15 protein-coding genes and 1 pseudogene are annotated in these 15,606 nt (G+C 65.5%); 7 read left to right on the forward strand and 9 right to left on the reverse strand.

All coding sequences use genetic code 11. The features are described 5' to 3' along the window. A pseudogene (locus IVA78_RS28875) lies at positions 1-342 on the reverse strand (hypothetical protein); the annotation flags it as partial. 257 nt (positions 343-599) lie between these two features. Between IVA78_RS28875 and dapF the strand changes: the two are divergent. Continuing rightward, positions 600-1,475 carry a diaminopimelate epimerase gene (gene dapF, locus IVA78_RS28880; RefSeq protein WP_247281264.1) on the forward strand — a complete coding sequence of 292 codons (876 nt, stop codon included), beginning with the start codon at positions 600-602 and terminating at the stop codon, positions 1,473-1,475. Continuing rightward, positions 1,475-2,728 carry a tRNA (N(6)-L-threonylcarbamoyladenosine(37)-C(2))-methylthiotransferase MtaB gene (mtaB, locus tag IVA78_RS28885; protein WP_247468926.1) on the forward strand — a complete coding sequence of 418 codons (1,254 nt, stop codon included), beginning with the start codon at positions 1,475-1,477 and terminating at the stop codon, positions 2,726-2,728. Before dapF ends, mtaB begins: the two co-directional genes overlap by 1 nt. Positions 2,729-2,859: 131 nt before the next feature. Here the strand turns inward: mtaB and IVA78_RS28890 are convergent, their stop codons facing one another. Then, positions 2,860-3,969, reverse strand: a complete 1,110-nt coding sequence (locus IVA78_RS28890; RefSeq protein WP_247468928.1) for a DUF2336 domain-containing protein — start codon at positions 3,967-3,969, stop codon at positions 2,860-2,862. Positions 3,970-4,195: 226 nt separating this feature from the next. After that, positions 4,196-4,897, reverse strand: a complete 702-nt coding sequence (locus tag IVA78_RS28895; RefSeq protein WP_247469006.1) for an RNA pseudouridine synthase — start codon at positions 4,895-4,897, stop codon at positions 4,196-4,198. Positions 4,898-4,944: 47 nt separating this feature from the next. On the opposite strand from IVA78_RS28895, the gene ftsY reads away from it, so the two are divergent. Together ftsY and IVA78_RS28905 are read left to right on the forward strand one after the other, a co-directional pair. Further along, positions 4,945-5,889, forward strand: coding sequence for a signal recognition particle-docking protein FtsY (gene ftsY / locus IVA78_RS28900; RefSeq protein WP_247468930.1), 945 nt, complete (start codon positions 4,945-4,947; stop codon positions 5,887-5,889). 2 nt (positions 5,890-5,891) lie between these two features. After that, positions 5,892-6,494 (forward strand): septation protein A, encoded by a 603-nt coding sequence (locus IVA78_RS28905; protein ID WP_247468932.1) that lies wholly within the window; start codon positions 5,892-5,894, stop codon positions 6,492-6,494. A gap of 152 nt (positions 6,495-6,646) precedes the next feature. On the opposite strand, the gene IVA78_RS28910 is transcribed toward IVA78_RS28905, so the two are convergent. From IVA78_RS28910 to ccmA, 5 genes are all read right to left on the reverse strand, one after another. Continuing rightward, a complete protein-coding gene (locus IVA78_RS28910) occupies positions 6,647-7,243 on the reverse strand; it encodes a DsbE family thiol:disulfide interchange protein (protein WP_247468934.1) in 597 nt (198 codons plus the stop codon). After that, positions 7,240-7,425: a heme exporter protein CcmD gene (gene ccmD / locus IVA78_RS28915; protein ID WP_247468936.1), complete on the reverse strand. Its 186-nt coding sequence runs from the start codon at positions 7,423-7,425 to the stop codon at positions 7,240-7,242. The genes IVA78_RS28910 and ccmD overlap by 4 nt, the downstream gene beginning before the upstream one ends. After that, positions 7,422-8,213 (reverse strand): heme ABC transporter permease, encoded by a 792-nt coding sequence (locus IVA78_RS28920; protein WP_247468938.1) that lies wholly within the window; start codon positions 8,211-8,213, stop codon positions 7,422-7,424. Before IVA78_RS28920 ends, ccmD begins: the two co-directional genes overlap by 4 nt. A gap of 92 nt (positions 8,214-8,305) precedes the next feature. Continuing rightward, positions 8,306-8,974, reverse strand: coding sequence for a heme exporter protein CcmB (gene ccmB / locus IVA78_RS28925; protein ID WP_247468940.1), 669 nt, complete (start codon positions 8,972-8,974; stop codon positions 8,306-8,308). Between the two features lie 277 nt (positions 8,975-9,251). After that, the gene (ccmA, locus tag IVA78_RS28930; RefSeq protein WP_247468942.1) at positions 9,252-9,854 is read right to left on the reverse strand and encodes a heme ABC exporter ATP-binding protein CcmA; all 603 of its coding nucleotides are present in this window, start codon (positions 9,852-9,854) and stop codon (positions 9,252-9,254) included. A gap of 240 nt (positions 9,855-10,094) precedes the next feature. On the opposite strand from ccmA, the gene acnA reads away from it, so the two are divergent. The 3 genes from acnA (at position 10,095) to IVA78_RS28945 (ending at position 14,775) form a co-directional block, all read left to right on the forward strand. Beyond that, positions 10,095-12,815, forward strand: coding sequence for an aconitate hydratase AcnA (acnA, locus tag IVA78_RS28935; RefSeq protein ID WP_247468944.1), 2,721 nt, complete (start codon positions 10,095-10,097; stop codon positions 12,813-12,815). Between the two features lie 231 nt (positions 12,816-13,046). Then, positions 13,047-13,823 (forward strand): DUF1223 domain-containing protein, encoded by a 777-nt coding sequence (locus IVA78_RS28940; RefSeq protein ID WP_247281253.1) that lies wholly within the window; start codon positions 13,047-13,049, stop codon positions 13,821-13,823. 580 nt (positions 13,824-14,403) lie between these two features. Then, a complete protein-coding gene (locus IVA78_RS28945) occupies positions 14,404-14,775 on the forward strand; it encodes a DUF2794 domain-containing protein (RefSeq protein ID WP_247468945.1) in 372 nt (123 codons plus the stop codon). 25 nt (positions 14,776-14,800) lie between these two features. Here the strand turns inward: IVA78_RS28945 and IVA78_RS28950 are convergent, their stop codons facing one another. Next, the gene (locus tag IVA78_RS28950) at positions 14,801-15,331 is read right to left on the reverse strand and encodes a GNAT family N-acetyltransferase (protein ID WP_247468946.1); all 531 of its coding nucleotides are present in this window, start codon (positions 15,329-15,331) and stop codon (positions 14,801-14,803) included. Positions 15,332-15,606 lie beyond the last annotated feature (275 nt).

A 15,606-nucleotide genomic window follows, 5' to 3' on the forward strand; every position in this document is an offset into this window, starting at 1 on the left:
GGCGGCGAGCGCCTCACCCGCCCCTGCTGCGACGCCCTCGCCCGCAGCCAGCGCCTCACCCAGCCCGGCCGCGGGCGGGGGCGCGGCCGGGCTGGGTGAGGCGCTGGCTGCGGGCGAGGGCGTCGCAGCAGGGGCGGGTGAGGCGCTCGCCGCCGGCGCGGGCGTTGCCATCGGCGCAGGCGAAGCACTCGCGGCAGGCGCCGGCGAGGCCGACGGGGCCGGTGAGGGGCTTACTGACGCGGCGGGCGCCGGGCTCGGACTTTGTGCCCGAGCGGCGGACAGACCAAGCGACATGGCCGCCGGGATCAGCGCGGCCAGAGCGAGACGACGAAACCTAATCATTCTATTCTCCCCAAGAACTTGGGCACCAAGACCTTGGGCTCCAAGACCTTGCCACCAAGGCCTAAATCCCGTTTTGCGCCCGGCCGCGCCTCCCGGTTCGCGCGAATGCCGCCGTTCTAACACGCGGGCGCCGAATTCGTCCCATGACAGATGCGTCATGGGCGGCGTCGCGGGCCGCGGCCCGGGCGCTCCGCAGTAAACCGCTGGCCAAGCCGGCAAGGATCGCCATATAAGACGGGCGAAATTCGGGAATTTTCATGAGCGCGCTGGCCAACCACGCATTCGCCAAGATGAACGGCATCGGCAACGAGATCGTCGTTGTCGACATGCGCGATTCCACAGCAAAGGTCACGCCGGACGACGCGCGGGCGGTGGCGTCCGCAAATGGCGGCGTGGCTTACGACCAGCTCATGGTGCTGCAGAAGCCGCGGCTGGACGGCACTGAGGCCTTTATCCGCATCTACAACAATGACGGCTCCGAAGCCGGTGCCTGTGGCAACGGCATGCGCTGCGTCGTGCGCCGCATTTTCGAGAAGAGCGGACAGACCACGGCGACGTTCGAGACGGCTGCGGGCCTGCTCAATTGCTGGCAGGGCCCGACGCCCGACCTCTATACCGTCGACATGGGCGCGCCGAAGTTCGGCTGGCAGGACATTCCGCTGGCGGAAGAGTTTCGCGACACCCGCTACATCGAATTGCAGATCGGGCCGATCGACAATCCGATCCTGCATTCGCCCTCGGTGGTGAACATGGGCAATCCGCACGCGGTCTTCTGGGTCGAGGAGGTCAGCGCCTATGATCTCGAGCGGTTTGGTCCTCTGCTCGAAAACCATCCGATCTTCCCCGAGCGCGCCAATATTACGCTTGCCCACATCGTCGATCGCGACCACATCACGATTCGCACCTGGGAGCGCGGCGCCGGCCTCACCAAGGCCTGCGGTTCGGCAGCCTGCGCCGCGGCTGTCGCCGCGGCGCGGCTGAAGCGCGCCAATCGCAATGTCGAGATCACATTGCCCGGCGGCAAGCTCGCCATCGAATGGCGCGAGCGCGACGACCATGTGCTGATGACGGGCACCGCGACCTTCGAATATGAAGGCAATTTCGATCCGGCGCTGTTCGCGCCGGTCGGCTGATGGCCGTCGACGTCGTCACCTTCGGTTGCCGCCTCAACGCCTTCGAGGCCGAGGTGATCCGCCGCGAGGCGGAAGGTGCCGGCCTCTCCGACACCATCGTCGTCAACAGCTGCGCCGTCACCAACGAGGCGGTGGCGCAGGCGCGCCAGTCGATCCGCAAATTGAAGCGCGAGCGGCCCGGTGCGCGTATCGTGGTCACCGGCTGCGCCGCGCAAACGCAAAGCGCGATGTTCGCCGACATGGCCGAGGTCGATCGCGTCGTCGGCAATGACGACAAGATGCGCTCGTCCGCATGGCGCGATGCGCGCGATGCATTCGACATCGGTGCCAGCGAGAAGATTGCCGTCAGCGACATCATGGCAGTGAAGGCGATGGCGCCGCATCTGATCGACGGCTTTGCCGCCGGCCTGCCGCGCGTCTTCGTGCAGGTGCAGAACGGCTGCGACCATCGCTGCACCTTCTGCATCATCCCGTTCGGCCGCGGCAACTCGCGCTCGGTTCCGATGGGCGCTGTGGTCGATCAGGTGCGGGCGCTGGTGGAGCGCGGTCACGGCGAGATCGTACTGACCGGCGTCGACCTCACCAGCTACGGCGCCGACCTGCCGGGCGCGCCCAAGCTTGGCATGCTGACCAAGCAGATTTTGCGGCACGTGCCGGACTTGAGGCGCCTGCGCATCTCCTCGATCGATTCGATCGAGGCAGATGACGATCTGCTCGATGCCATCGCCGACAATGCGCGACTGATGCCGCATCTGCACCTGTCGCTGCAATCCGGCGACGACCTGATCTTGAAGCGCATGAAGCGGCGGCATTCGCGCCAGGATGCGATCGCGTTCTGCGACCAGGTGCGCCGCCTGCGCCCGGACGTCATTTTTGGCGCCGACATCATCGCGGGCTTCCCGACCGAGACCGAGGACATGTTCTCGCGGTCGCTCGATCTCGTCGAGGAATGTGGTTTGACGTTCCTGCACGTCTTTCCCTACTCGCCACGCCCCGGCACGCCGGCCGCGCGAATGCCGCAGGTTGCGGGCGGCGCGATCAAGGAACGTGCGAAGCGGCTGCGTGCAGCCGGTGCGGCGGCATTGCGGCAGCGACTGCAAGCCGAGATCGGCGCCGCGCGCGAGGTGCTGATCGAGAGCGAAGGCCAGGGACGCACGGAGCATTATCTGCCGGTGGCGATTGCGGGCGAACGTGTGGGCAGCGTCGTGCCGCGTATGATTGCCGGAAGTGATGGCGAGCGTCTGACAACATAGCTCGCTGTCGTCGCCCGGCTTGACCGGGCGACCCAGTACGCCGCGGCTTCTCCGTATCTCACGACCGTCTCTGGAATACTGGATCACCCGCTTTCACGGGTGATGACACCGCCGGTGGTACACGGTGTGCCCTACAGGGCCCGCACCTGCCAGAACCGGAGCGTGCGCCGCGCATTCTCCGTCGTCATTCTCGCAAAATCGCCCTGCGAGCGCGCGAGATCAGCCGGCTTCATCGCGCCGGTCGCAAAACGGCTTTCGAGCACGGCAGCGGTGGCGTCCCAGCTGAGCTGCGCGGCCTTGCACGGCACGAGCAGGCCATCGTCGCGCAGGCTCTGCATCAGCGGGCGAATCACCTCGACGGTCGATCCGGACAGCGCCGCCAGGGCGGCGACGGTCTCCTCATAGCGCCGCTGCGTGGCGAAGCCGAGTAGCGTCGCTTCGTTGAGCTGGCCGATCGTCTTGAGATTTGCGATGGCCCGCTTGGCGCCTTCGAAATCGCGAACGCCAGACATCTCGCGCTCGACGCCGACGGTGACGGCGGCAATTGCGCTCTGGATTTCCTCGAACAGATGCGGTGGGGCGCGCGACAACAGGCGGGTGCGCACCGCATCCGTTGCCGAACGCAGCAATCGGCGGCGCAGCTCCGACGGCAAATCGACGCGGACGCCGACGCTGACCGCGAGCTCCGGATCGCTTTCGGCCTGTCCGACGATGATGGCAAATCCGCTGCCGGAGACGCGGGCGCCGGGATTGGCGGCGAGCCGCCGGCTGACGCTGGGATAGCGCCGCGCCAGCAGCGCATCGGTGACGATCTCCCTCAGCCACCAGCGGCCGGCGACCGCGAGCAGATGCGGCTCGCCCTTGGATGATGCGATCTTCACCAGCTCGCCATCGTCGAGGCGCGCGGATTCCTGGAGCACGGGTCCGGCGATACGGATCTCGTCATTGCTGGCGAGGCGGCGGATCACGGATGGCGGCGCCTGCGCGATCGGAGCGAGCTGCGCGCTGATCTCCGCGAGCGCAATTCGGGCGCCGATGTCGGCGACGGCGCGCAGCTCGATGGTGCCGATCAGGCGCTCGAGCACGTCGTCAAACAGCGCGATCTGCTCGTCGTCAAAGCTGCCGGCGGAAGACAGGAACAGGTCCGTGACGCGCCGGGCCGTCTCCAGCCCCTTTTCCGGCGAGCCCATCCGTATCGCGGATTCGACCTCGTCGATGATCGATAGCTCGGCCTTGGACATCACGCGCTGCTCGTCCTGAGCGGTTACAGAAGCTTGTTCTAAGCAACCGCTATCATTAGAGGCGAGCGCTGAACGTTTCGTAAACCATGGGCTTGTTGCCCCTCATCCTGAGGAGCCCGCAAAGCGGGCGTCTCGAAGGATCGAGGCTCAACTGCAACAGCACGGGCCTTTCATGGTTCGAGGCGGCGCTGACGCGCCTCCTCACCATGAGGGGCTGGCTGCCGGGCTAGTCCCCATGCCACCCGCAGGCGCGGAGGCGCTCGTGCATGTGGGGCGGGGCCGGCGCCACGACGCGGATCGGCTCCTTGTTCCGGGAGATCGGCACCACGATCTCACGGGAATGCAGGTGCAGGCGCGGCTCGCCGAAGCGCGGGCCGTTGCCGTAAATGTTATCGCCGACGATCGGCCAGCCGGTCGCGGCCGAATGCACCCGCAATTGGTGGGTCCGGCCGGTCACCGGTTCCATGGCGAGCCAAGCGAGGCCCGCGCCCCGGCCCATTACCTTCCAATTGGTGATCGCCTTCTGCCCTTCGGGATCCGGCTTCTGCCACCAGCCGCGCTCAGCATTGAGGCGGCCGAGCGGCATGTCGATGGTGCCTTCATCTTCATCAGGGCCGCCCTCGACCACTGTCCAGTAGGTCTTGCCGATCTTGCCGTGCTTGAACAGCAGGCCGAGCGAGGCGGTGGCTTTGCGATGGCGGCCGAGCACGAGACAGCCGGAGGTGTCCTTGTCGAGCCGGTGAGCCAGCACCGGCGGCCGCGGCAGACCGAAGCGCAGCGCGTCGAAGGAGGCTTCGAGGTTCGCCCCGCCCTTGGGGCCGCGATGCACCGGCAGGCCGGCCGGCTTGTCGATGACCAGCATCAAGCCGTCGCGATGGAGCACGCGGGCCAAAATCTCATCTGCGGTCAATTCGGGAACATCGAGCAATTGCAAGACTTTCGTTTAATCGTCGGAACGGCTAACACACCCCCACCATGAACGATACCTCCGAGACCCCCAAGCTGAGCTGGTGGCGCCGCCTGTCCGACGGGCTGAAGCGCACCTCGTCCTCGCTCGGGACCGCGGTCGCCGATCTCGTCACCAAGCGCAAGCTCGATCGCGCCATGCTCGACGACATCGAGGACGTGCTGCTGCGCGCCGATCTCGGCACGCAAGTCGCAGTGCGGATCGCGGATGCCGTCGGTACGGGGCGCTACGACAAGGCGATCTCGGCGGACGAGGTCAAGGACGTGGTCGCCACCGAGGTCGAGAAGGTGCTCGCGCCGGTGGCGAAGCCGCTCGAGATCGATGCGGGCAAGAAGCCGTTCGTCATCCTCGTGGTCGGCGTCAACGGCTCCGGCAAGACCACCACCATCGGCAAGCTGTCGCAAAAATTCGCCTCCGAAGGCCGCAAGGTGATGCTGGCTGCCGGCGACACCTTTCGCGCGGCGGCGATCGAGCAGCTCAAGGTCTGGGGCGAGCGCACAAGGACGCCGGTCATCGCCGGCGCGCAAGGCTCGGATTCGGCGAGCCTTGCCTTCAGCGCGCTGACGGCAGCAAAGGAGCAGAGCGCCGACATCCTCCTGATCGACACCGCGGGTCGGCTTCAGAACAAGGCCGAACTGATGAACGAGCTCGAGAAGGTCGTGCGCGTCATCCGCAAGGTGGATGCCACCGCGCCGCATGCGGTGCTGCTGGTGCTGGATGCCACCGTCGGCCAGAACGCGCTGTCGCAGGTCGAGGCCTTTCACCGCACCGCCGGGGTCACCGGCCTCGTGATGACCAAGCTCGACGGCACCGCGCGCGGCGGCATCCTGGTGGCGCTGGCGGAAAAATTCAAACTGCCGGTGCATTTCATCGGCGTCGGCGAGGGCGTCGACGATCTCGCGCCCTTCACCGCGCGCGATTTCGCCCGCGCGATCGCCGGAATCGAAAGTTGAGAATGGACAAGACCCAGCCGCATCCGTTGTTCAAGCTTGCGACCGAGCTCGGTCCGCTGCTCGTGTTCTTCTTCGTCAATGCCAGGTTCAACCTGTTCGCCGCGACCGGTGCCTTCATGGTGGCAATCGTGGCGGCGATGGCCGCGTCCTATATGGTGACGCGGCACATTCCGATCATGGCGATCGTGACGGCCGTGATCGTGCTGGTGTTCGGCACGCTGACCCTGGTGCTACACGATGAGACCTTCATCAAGGTCAAGCCGACCATCATCTACGGCCTGTTCGCCGCGATCCTCGGCGGCGGCCTGCTGTTCGGCCGCTCCTTTATCGCCGTGATGTTCGATCAGGTGTTCAATCTGACGCCGCACGGCTGGCGCATCCTCACGCTGCGCTGGGCGCTGTTCTTTGCCGGCATGGCGGTGCTGAACGAGGTCATCTGGCGCACGCAGAGCACGGACTTCTGGGTGAACTTCAAGGTCTTCGGCGTGACGACGCTGACCATGATCTTCGCGGTCGCCCAGTTGCCGCTGACCAAGCGCTATCACCTCGCGCCGGCGTCGCTGGAAGCGAGCGAGGCCGAGGCCGGAGATGTGAGCAAGGGCTAGGGCGAAGCGTCGCCCCACATACCGCTGTCATTCCCCGCGAAGGCGGGGACTCCAGCATGCCGCGGCCTCTTCGTATACTGCTGACGTCTCTGGAATACTGGATCGCCCGATCGAGTCGGGCGATGACAGTTGCGTGTGTCGCGAGAGCGGAGCTAGCTTCCCCCCGCCTTCAACGCCTTCTCCAGCTGCGGCAATAACACGGTGCGCAGATTGTCCGGCGTGATCGGTCCCACCAGCTTGTAGACGATGGTGCCCTCGGGCCCGACGACGAAGGTCTCCGGCACGCCATAGACGCCCCATTCGATCGAGGCGCGGCCGTTGGCGTCCACGCCGACGCGGCCGAACGGATTGCCGTAACGCCCGAGGAAGCGCCGCGCATTGTCGGCCGCATCCTTGTAGTTGATGCCGACGAGCTGGAAGCGCTTGTCCTTGGCGAGCTCGGTCAGCAGCGGCGCCTCGTCATGGCAGGGCACGCACCAGGACGCCCAGACGTTGACGAGACTGACCTTGCCCTTGAACGCGGCGGGATCGAGCCCTGGCACCGGCGCATTGTCAGCCTGCAATCCTTCGAGCGGCGGCAGCAGCGTTTGCGGCGCAGGCCGCCCGATCAACGCGGACGGAATCCGCGAGGGATCGCCGCTGCCGAGCCGAAACCAGAACAGCAGGGCCAGCGCGATGAAGGCGATCAGCGGCAGCACCATTAGGAAGGTGCGACGCTGCGGCGTCGCCTGGCTCGACGGATCGCTCATGATCTGTCCGTCGCGCTGCGGCCGGAGCGGCGGGTCACGCCGCTGCGATCGAGCTCGCGCAGGCGCGCGGTCTGACTGCGGTAGTCGAGCATCACCCAGCCGATCAGGATCATGACCACGAGGGCCGCTGCGGCATAGGACATCACGATGAACGACGCGTAAGGACCGAGCGTTATCATCACGCAGCCCCAGCTTCTTTTGACGCGTTTTCTTCACGCGAACCGGCGCTTAACTCGCTCGAAAACGCGACGCGGCTCGCCTGCACCATCTGCAGGGAGCGGACACGGCGGCGCAGGATCTCGTTGCGCATCGCAGCTAAGTGCAACGTGACGAACAGCAGCGTGAAGGCGATCGCCATCACCAGCAGCGGGATCAGGAACGATTTGTCGAGTGCCGAGCCGCCGATGCGCATCACCGAGGCCGGCTGATGCAGCGTGTTCCACCAGTCGACGGAAAACTTGATGATGGGCAAGTTGATGGCGCCGACCAGCGTCAGCACCGCCGCGGCGCGTGCCGCGCGCGAGGGATCGTCGACCGCGCGCCACAGCGCCATCAGGCCGAGATACATCAGGAACAGGATCAGCACCGATGTCAGCCGCGCGTCCCATTCCCAATAGGTGCCCCACATCGGCCGCCCCCACAGCGAGCCCGTGAGCAGTGCGAGGAAGGTGAAGGCGGCGCCGATCGGCGCTGCCGCTTTGGCGGCGACATCGGCGAGCGGATGCCGCCATACCAACGTGCCCAGCGAGGCGATGCTCATGACGCCCCACACGAACATCGAGAGCCAGGCATTGGGCACGTGGATGAACATGATCTTCACCGTCGCGCCCTGCTGATAATCGTCAGGCGCAATCGCTGATTGGTACAGGCCGATGGTAAGCAGGATGACGGTTGCAGCCGCAAGCCACGGCAGCAGGCGCGCTGTTAGCGCGAGGAACCGCGTGGGATTGGCGAGGTCGATCAGCGTCATGGTTATTGTGATAATGATCCGGGAGCGCTCAGGCAATCAGCACGAAAGTGCGTCGCGAGAGTTGATCCGGGTCAAGGTCTGGCGAGCCCATCTCAGTCGAGTCCATGCCGCAGGCTCGCCGCCGCCGCGAAAGGGCCGATGACGAGGCTGACCAGCGACAGTGCGCAGAGGATCGAGAACGGCGCGCCGAACGTCATGGGACCGACGATCACCGCCTGCGAGGCCGCGACCCCGAAAATCAGCACCGGAATCGACAGCGGCAGCACCAGCACGGCCATCAGAAGCCCGCCGCGATGCAGCGTCACCGCCAGCGCCGCGCCGATCATGCCGGTGAAGGTGAGCGCCGGGGTGCCTGCAAACAGCGTCAGCGCCACCGCGCCGGTTGCGACCATGTCGAGGTTGAGCAGGAGGCCGAGCACCGGGGTTGCGACAATCAGCGGCAGGCCGGCGGCCAGCCAGTGCGCCAGCGCTTTCGCAGCGCAGGCCAGTTCCAGCGGCGTCCGGCTCATCGTGATCAGGTCGAGCGAGCCGTCCTCATGATCGGCCATGAACAGCCGGTCCAGCGTGAGCAGGCTCGCCAGTAGCGCACCGAGCCACAGGATGGCCGGCCCGAGCCGCGACAGCAGCGCCAGATCCGGGCCCACCGCGAACGGCATCAGCACCACCACGGTGAGGAAGAACAGCACGCCAATCAATGCCCCGCCGCCGACGCGAAGCGCGATCCGGATGTCCCGGCGGATGAGCGCGGCAAGGGCGGTCATGGGGGGCTTCCTTCGAGGCCGCGCCCATGCATGCCCGGCTGGCGCCACGGGCAAACTGCGCTCCCTCCCCCCTTGTGGGGGAGGGCTGGGGAGGGGGGTAGCCCCGGGCGGGATCCTCGTCGGAAGCGAACTGCGGGCAACAGAGCGCTCGCCACTTCAACTCTAGAACCGAAAGGCCGCGCCGTGTGGCACCCCCCTCCCTGACCCTCCCCCACAAGGGGGGAGGGAATGGAGAGAGCCGTGCCCAGCCGCTCGGAAAGCTGAGGGTCGGGTCCGATCACGCCATACCCCCGATCCGCAGCTCGCGCGAGTCGATCCCCAGCGGGGCGTGGGTGGCGGCGACGATGAGGCCGCCGCTTGCCAAGTGCTCTCGCATCAATCCGGAAAACATGTTCTGGCCGCCGGCATCCAGCGCCGTGGTCGGCTCGTCCAGCAGCCAGACCGGGCGGCGCACCGTCAGCAGCCGGGCCAATGACAACCGGCGGCGCTGGCCCGCGGAGAGGAAGGCGGCCGGCAGGTGGGTGGCGTGGTCGAGGCCGACCTTGGTGAGGCTCTCGGCGGCATCGCAGCGCTCGCCGCCGAGAAAATCAGCCCAGAATGCCAGATTTTCCTTCACACTCAGCGCCGGCTTCAGTGCATCGCGATGGCCGAGATAATGGCACTGCTCCGGCAGCGTCAGCTCGCCATCGCCCCCGTCCAGCGCGATCGTCCCGCCGGCCGGAATGAGCAGGCCGGCGATCAGCCGCAGCAGCGAAGTCTTGCCCGATCCGTTGCGGCCGACGACCGCCAGGGCTTCGCCCGAGCCGGCCGCAAAATCGAGGCTGGCGAACACCTCGCGTCCGCCCCGCACGCATCTGAGCCCGCTGCCGGAAAGCCGCATCTCGCTTCGTTTCAACCCGCTCAAAGCCGGGCCTCAGGAAATCTTGGGGTAGCGCATGGGAATTTTTGGCTCGCGAATTGCTGCGGCACGATTGTGGCTGTGGCGGCGCGGTTAGAAAGCTTCTATAAGCCCGGAACTACTTGATGCAGCAACTCAACCTGCCCCTGCAAGCGGCCCAGCCTGATACGCTGACGGTGTCAAAATACCCTGCCGGGTATAACTAGCAATTGGGATTCCTACATGACCTCGCTCGACAGCTTCAAATGCAAAAAGACCCTCAAGGTCGGCGCCAAGACCTATGTCTATTACAGCCTGCCCACGGCCGAGAAGAATGGTCTGAAGGGAGTTTCGAAACTTCCCTATTCGATGAAGGTCCTGCTCGAGAACCTGCTGCGCAACGAGGACGGCCGCTCGGTCAAGAAAGAAGACATCGTCGCCGTCTCGAAATGGCTGCGCAAGAAGTCGCTGGAGCATGAGATCGCATTCCGCCCGGCGCGCGTCCTGATGCAGGACTTCACCGGCGTGCCCGCGGTCGTCGACCTCGCCGCGATGCGCAACGCGATGCAGAAGCTCGGCGGCGAGCCGGAGAAGATCAATCCGCTGGTCCCTGTCGATCTCGTCATCGACCATTCCGTGATCGTGAACTTCTTCGGCGACAACAAGGCTTTCGGCAAGAACGTCACCGAGGAATACAAGCAGAATCAGGAGCGCTATGAGTTCCTGAAGTGGGGCCAGAAGGCGTTCTCGAACTTCTCCGTCGTGCCGCCCGGCACCGGCATCTGCCACCAGGTCAATCTCGAATATCTGGCCCAGACGGTCTGGACCAAGAAGGAAAAGATGACGGTCGGCAAGAAGACCGGCACCTTCGAGGTCGCTTATCCCGACTCGCTGGTCGGCACCGATTCCCACACCACCATGGTCAACGGCCTGGCCGTGCTCGGCTGGGGCGTCGGCGGCATCGAGGCGGAAGCCTGCATGCTCGGCCAGCCGCTGTCGATGCTGCTGCCCAACGTCGTCGGCTTCAAGCTGAAGGGCGCGCTGAAGGAGGGCGTCACCGCGACCGACCTCGTGCTGACCGTGACGCAGATGCTGCGCAAGCTCGGCGTCGTCGGCAAGTTCGTCGAGTTCTTCGGCCCCGGTCTCGACCATCTCTCCGTCGCCGACAAGGCGACCATCGCTAACATGGCCCCTGAGTATGGCGCGACCTGCGGCTTCTTCCCGGTCGACGCCGCCGCGCTCGACTATCTCAAGACCTCCGGCCGGGCCTCGGCGCGCGTTGCGCTGGTGCAGGCCTATGCGAAGGCGCAAGGGCTCTTCCGCACCGCCAAGTCGCCCGACCCGGTGTTCACGGAAACGCTGACGCTCGACCTCGGCGACGTCGTGCCGTCGCTGGCCGGCCCGAAGCGCCCCGAAGGCCGCATTGCACTGCCCACGGTCGCGGAAGGCTTTTCGCTCGCGCTCAGCAGCGAGTACAAGAAGGCCGAGGAGCCTGCGAAGCGCTTCCCCGTCGAAGGCAAGAACTTCGATCTCAGCCATGGCGACGTCGTGATCGCCGCGATCACCTCGTGCACCAACACCTCGAATCCGAGCGTCCTGATCGGGGCCGGCCTGCTCGCACGCAATGCGGCAGCGAAGGGCCTCAAGGCGAAGCCGTGGGTGAAGACCTCGCTTGCCCCGGGCAGCCAGGTGGTCGCGGAATATCTCGCCAATTCCGGCCTTCAGGCTGACCTCGACAAGGTCGGCTTCAACCTGGTCGGCTTCGGCTGCACAACCTGCATCGGCAATTCCGGTCCGCTGCCGGAGGAGATCTCGAAGTCGATCAACGACAACGGCATCGTCGCGGCCGCCGTGCTCTCCGGCAACCGCAATTTCGAGGGCCGCGTCTCGCCGGACGTGCAGGCGAACTACCTGGCTTCGCCGCCGCTGGTCGTCGCCTACGCGCTCGCGGGCAGCGTGACCAAGAACCTCGCCACCGAGCCGCTCGGCGAAGGCAAGGACGGCAAGCCGGTGTATCTGAAGGACATCTGGCCGACGACGAAAGAAATCAACGCCTTCATGAAGAAGTTCGTGACCGCGTCGATCTTCAAGAAGAAGTATGCCGACGTGTTCAAGGGCGACACCAACTGGCGCAAGATCAAGACGGTCGAGAGCGAGACCTATCGCTGGAACATGAGCTCGACCTATGTGCAGAACCCGCCATACTTCGACGGCATGAAGAAGGAGCCGGAGCCGGTCACCGACATCGTCGAGGCGCGCATCCTCGCCATGTTCGGCGACAAGATCACCACCGACCACATCTCGCCGGCCGGCTCGATCAAGCTCACCTCGCCCGCGGGCAAATATCTCAGCGAGCACCAGGTGCGCCCTGCCGACTTCAACCAGTACGGCACGCGCCGCGGCAACCACGAAGTGATGATGCGCGGCACCTTCGCCAACATCCGCATCAAGAACTTCATGCTGAAAGGCGCCGACGGCAACATTCCGGAAGGCGGTCTGACCAAGCACTGGCCCGACGGCGAGCAGATGTCGATCTACGACGCCGCGATGAAGTACCAGGAAGAGAAGGTGCCGCTGGTGGTGTTCGCCGGCGCCGAATATGGCAACGGCTCCTCGCGCGACTGGGCCGCAAAGGGCACGCGCCTGCTCGGCGTTCGCGCCGTGATTTGCCAGAGCTTCGAGCGCATCCACCGCTCGAACCTGGTCGGCATGGGCGTGCTGCCGCTGACCTTCGAGGAGGGCACCTCGTGGCAGTCGCTGGGTCTCAAGGGCGACGAGAAGGTCACGCTGCGCGGCCTCGTCGGCGACCTCAAGCCGCGCCAGAAGCTGACCGCGGAGATCGTCTCCGGCGACGGTTCATTGCAGCGCGTTTCGCTGCTTTGCCGCATCGATACGCTGGACGAGCTCGACTACTACCGCAACGGCGGCATTCTGCACTACGTGCTGCGCAAGCTCGCGGCGTAAGCGCGGATTTGTGAACGATGGCTCACTGCGAAGTGAGTAGAAGCCTGAACGAAGGCGGCCTATCAAAAGGCCGCCTTCGCGCGTTTGCGGCACGTTTCGGATGAGCCCGGCCGGTGGAAACCTCCTCCTGGACGGTTGCCTGGAAGGACGAATGTGCCGCGCCCCGTAAGACTACGGTGACCATCAGGCGATAAGATTCCCTCTCACAAGCAATGGTGTGCGGCGTTCGACATGACAACAATGACGGCTTCTCATCCGGTTTCACGTTGGTCCAGTGCCCTCTGGTCGGGTGCTCTCGGCATCTGTGCGATCGTCGCCGTCATCCGCCCCGCCGAGGCTGATCCCCGCGCCGTTGTCGAATTGTTTACCTCGCAGGGCTGCTCGTCCTGTCCGCCCGCCGACAAGATCATCGGCGATCTCTCCAAGGATCCCTCGGTCATCGCGTTGAGCATGCCGATCGACTATTGGGACTATCTCGGCTGGAAAGACACGCTGGCGGATTCACGCTTCTCTGCACGGCAGCGTGCTTACTCGCGCGTGCGCGGCGACCGCGAGGTCTACACGCCGCAGGTCGTCGTCAATGGCTCGACCCATGTCATCGGCAGCGATCGCACCGGCATCGAGAATGCAATCGGCAAGACCGACAAGGGCACGGGGGTGATGAGCGTGCCGGTGACAATGTCGCTTGCGGGCAAGCAGATCAACGTCTCGGTGGCCGGGAGCAACGAGCCCACGGTCTCGCATGGCGAGGTCTGGATCTGCTCGATCGCCAAGTCGGTGCCGATCACGATCACCCGCGGCGAAAATCGCGGACAGCAGGTCACCTATCACAACGTGGTGCGCAACCTGCTGAAGGTTGGCGACTGGACTGGCCGTCCGGAAAGCTGGACGGTGCCGATCGAGAATCTCACGCGCGATGGCGTCGACGGCGCCGTGGTCTACGTCCAGGATGGCAGCCGAGAGAAGCCGGGCCCGATGCTGGGCGCGGCGTACACGTCGCTGCACTGATTCTTTGGCGTCGTACTCTGCTTTCAATCCTCATGGTGAGGAGCGCGCCCTTGCGCGCGTCTCGAACCATGAAAGGGGCCCCCCGCTGATGCAATGGGGCCTCCATCCTTCGAGACGCCGCGCAAGAGCGCGGCCCTCAGGATGAGGAGAGACAGGTGCGGATCAGAGACAAGTTCGCAGGACCGGGAACATCCCGACCCAAACAAAAAAGGACCAACTTGCGTTGGCCCTCCTTGCCGTGCGTACAGACCCGATCCTGTCGACCCCGGGGGGCTGGGGGCTGAGGAATCCGGAACCGAAGGACCGGGTCAACGCACGTAAGTCTTTTCGCAATGCAGGGCGGCAGTCGCTAGGCGGAAAAGCGGCGATACTATGATTCCTGCTAACGATGCCGTGACGGTTTGCCGCGACAGAGTTCCACCGCTGCGTGTGTTCGGATCCGCAACCGATTCCATTGGTTGAGCAAGGGAGCCCCTTGCGGCGCGGTACGGTTGGCGCGATCATGCAATTGTCATGAGCGCAGTTCCCGGGACGGTCTTCGGGGATGCGGGTCATGCCGCGCGATCAGGAGGCGCTTCCCATGAGTCTGATGTCGGAGGATGCCGATCCGAGCGAGCAGCGCGCGGCGGCGCGCCCCGCCGCTGCAACGACGCAGCCGAACCGGGTGACGTTCAACCGCCTCGAACTGCACCGGATCCTCAATCTCTATGGCCGCATGGTCGCCGACGGCGAGTGGCGCGACTACGCCATCGACTTCCTGAAGGACCGCGCCGTGTTCTCGGTCTATCGCCGCGCCTCGGAAGTGCCGATCTATCGCATCGAGAAGGACCCGCGGCTCGCGCGCAAGCAGGGCATGTACAGCGTGATCTCGGCGACCGGCCTGATCCTGCGCCGCGGTCACGAGCTCGAGCGCGTGCTGCTGGTGATCGATCGCAAGCTGGCGGTGGTGTAGGCGGCGTCGGGTGGGCGCAACGCGCCTACTTCCCCGGCAACGTGCTTGCACCCTCGCCGAGGGCGCGCTGCATCATCACCGTATCGAGCCAGCGGCCGAATTTCAGCCCGACATTGGGATGCGTGCCGATCATCTTGAAGCCGCTCTTGGCGTGAACGCCGATCGAGCCGGCATTGGCGGAATCGCCGATCACCGCGATCATCTGCCGGAAGCCGCGCGCCTCGCATTCGGTGATCAGCCGCTCCAGCAGCAGAGAGCCGACACCGCGGCGGTGGAACGAGGGATCGAGATAGATCGAATTCTCCACCGTGAAGCGGTAGGCCGGCCGCGGCCGGTAGGCACCGGCATAGACATAGCCGGCGACGCGACGATCAAGGATCGCGACGAAATAGGGATAGCCGCCGTCGATCAGCGCGCGATAGCGGCGCGTCATCTCGGCAAGATCGGGCGGCTCCAGCTCGAACGTCGCGGTGCCCTCGCGGACGGCCTGCTGGTAAATGGCGGTGATGGCGGGAAGATCGGCCTCGAGCGCGGGCCTGATTTCGGGTGTGGACATGGCGGCAAGATTAGAGCCTTCCCGCGGCCGCTGGAAGAGGGCAGGGCTGCTTCCCAGCCGTCATTGCAGGCGCAGCAGCCTCGATCTTCTCCGCTGTCATGCCTCGCCTAGTGCGCAATTGCGCACGGGGGCGGGGCATCCAGTACGCCGCGGCCCCTCGGCTTATCACGGACGCCTCTGGAATACTGGATCGCCCGCCGGAGCCTGTCATCGGGCTCGCCGAAGGCGAGACCCGGTGGCGGGCGATGACACCGGGTATGTGACGACATCTGCCC

The sequence above is a fragment of the Bradyrhizobium sp. 137 genome, assembly GCF_023074095.1.
Classification (GTDB): domain Bacteria; phylum Pseudomonadota; class Alphaproteobacteria; order Rhizobiales; family Xanthobacteraceae; genus Bradyrhizobium.

What these genes read in the sequence shown, in the direction of transcription:
- dapF (WP_247281264.1), top strand. Translation starts at nt 600, where the DNA reads ATGAGCGCGCTGGCCAACCACGCATTCGCCAAGATGAACGGCATCGGC.
- mtaB (WP_247468926.1), top strand. Translation starts at nt 1,475, where the DNA reads ATGGCCGTCGACGTCGTCACCTTCGGTTGCCGCCTCAACGCCTTCGAG.
- IVA78_RS28890 (WP_247468928.1), bottom strand. Translation starts at nt 3,969, where the DNA reads ATGTCCAAGGCCGAGCTATCGATCATCGACGAGGTCGAATCCGCGATA.
- ftsY (WP_247468930.1), top strand. Translation starts at nt 4,945, where the DNA reads ATGAACGATACCTCCGAGACCCCCAAGCTGAGCTGGTGGCGCCGCCTG.
- IVA78_RS28905 (WP_247468932.1), top strand. Translation starts at nt 5,892, where the DNA reads ATGGACAAGACCCAGCCGCATCCGTTGTTCAAGCTTGCGACCGAGCTC.
- IVA78_RS28910 (WP_247468934.1), bottom strand. Translation starts at nt 7,243, where the DNA reads ATGAGCGATCCGTCGAGCCAGGCGACGCCGCAGCGTCGCACCTTCCTA.
- IVA78_RS28920 (WP_247468938.1), bottom strand. Translation starts at nt 8,213, where the DNA reads ATGACGCTGATCGACCTCGCCAATCCCACGCGGTTCCTCGCGCTAACA.
- ccmB (WP_247468940.1), bottom strand. Translation starts at nt 8,974, where the DNA reads ATGACCGCCCTTGCCGCGCTCATCCGCCGGGACATCCGGATCGCGCTT.
- ccmA (WP_247468942.1), bottom strand. Translation starts at nt 9,854, where the DNA reads ATGCGGCTTTCCGGCAGCGGGCTCAGATGCGTGCGGGGCGGACGCGAG.
- acnA (WP_247468944.1), top strand. Translation starts at nt 10,095, where the DNA reads ATGACCTCGCTCGACAGCTTCAAATGCAAAAAGACCCTCAAGGTCGGC.
- IVA78_RS28940 (WP_247281253.1), top strand. Translation starts at nt 13,047, where the DNA reads ATGACAACAATGACGGCTTCTCATCCGGTTTCACGTTGGTCCAGTGCC.
- IVA78_RS28945 (WP_247468945.1), top strand. Translation starts at nt 14,404, where the DNA reads ATGAGTCTGATGTCGGAGGATGCCGATCCGAGCGAGCAGCGCGCGGCG.
- IVA78_RS28950 (WP_247468946.1), bottom strand. Translation starts at nt 15,331, where the DNA reads ATGTCCACACCCGAAATCAGGCCCGCGCTCGAGGCCGATCTTCCCGCC.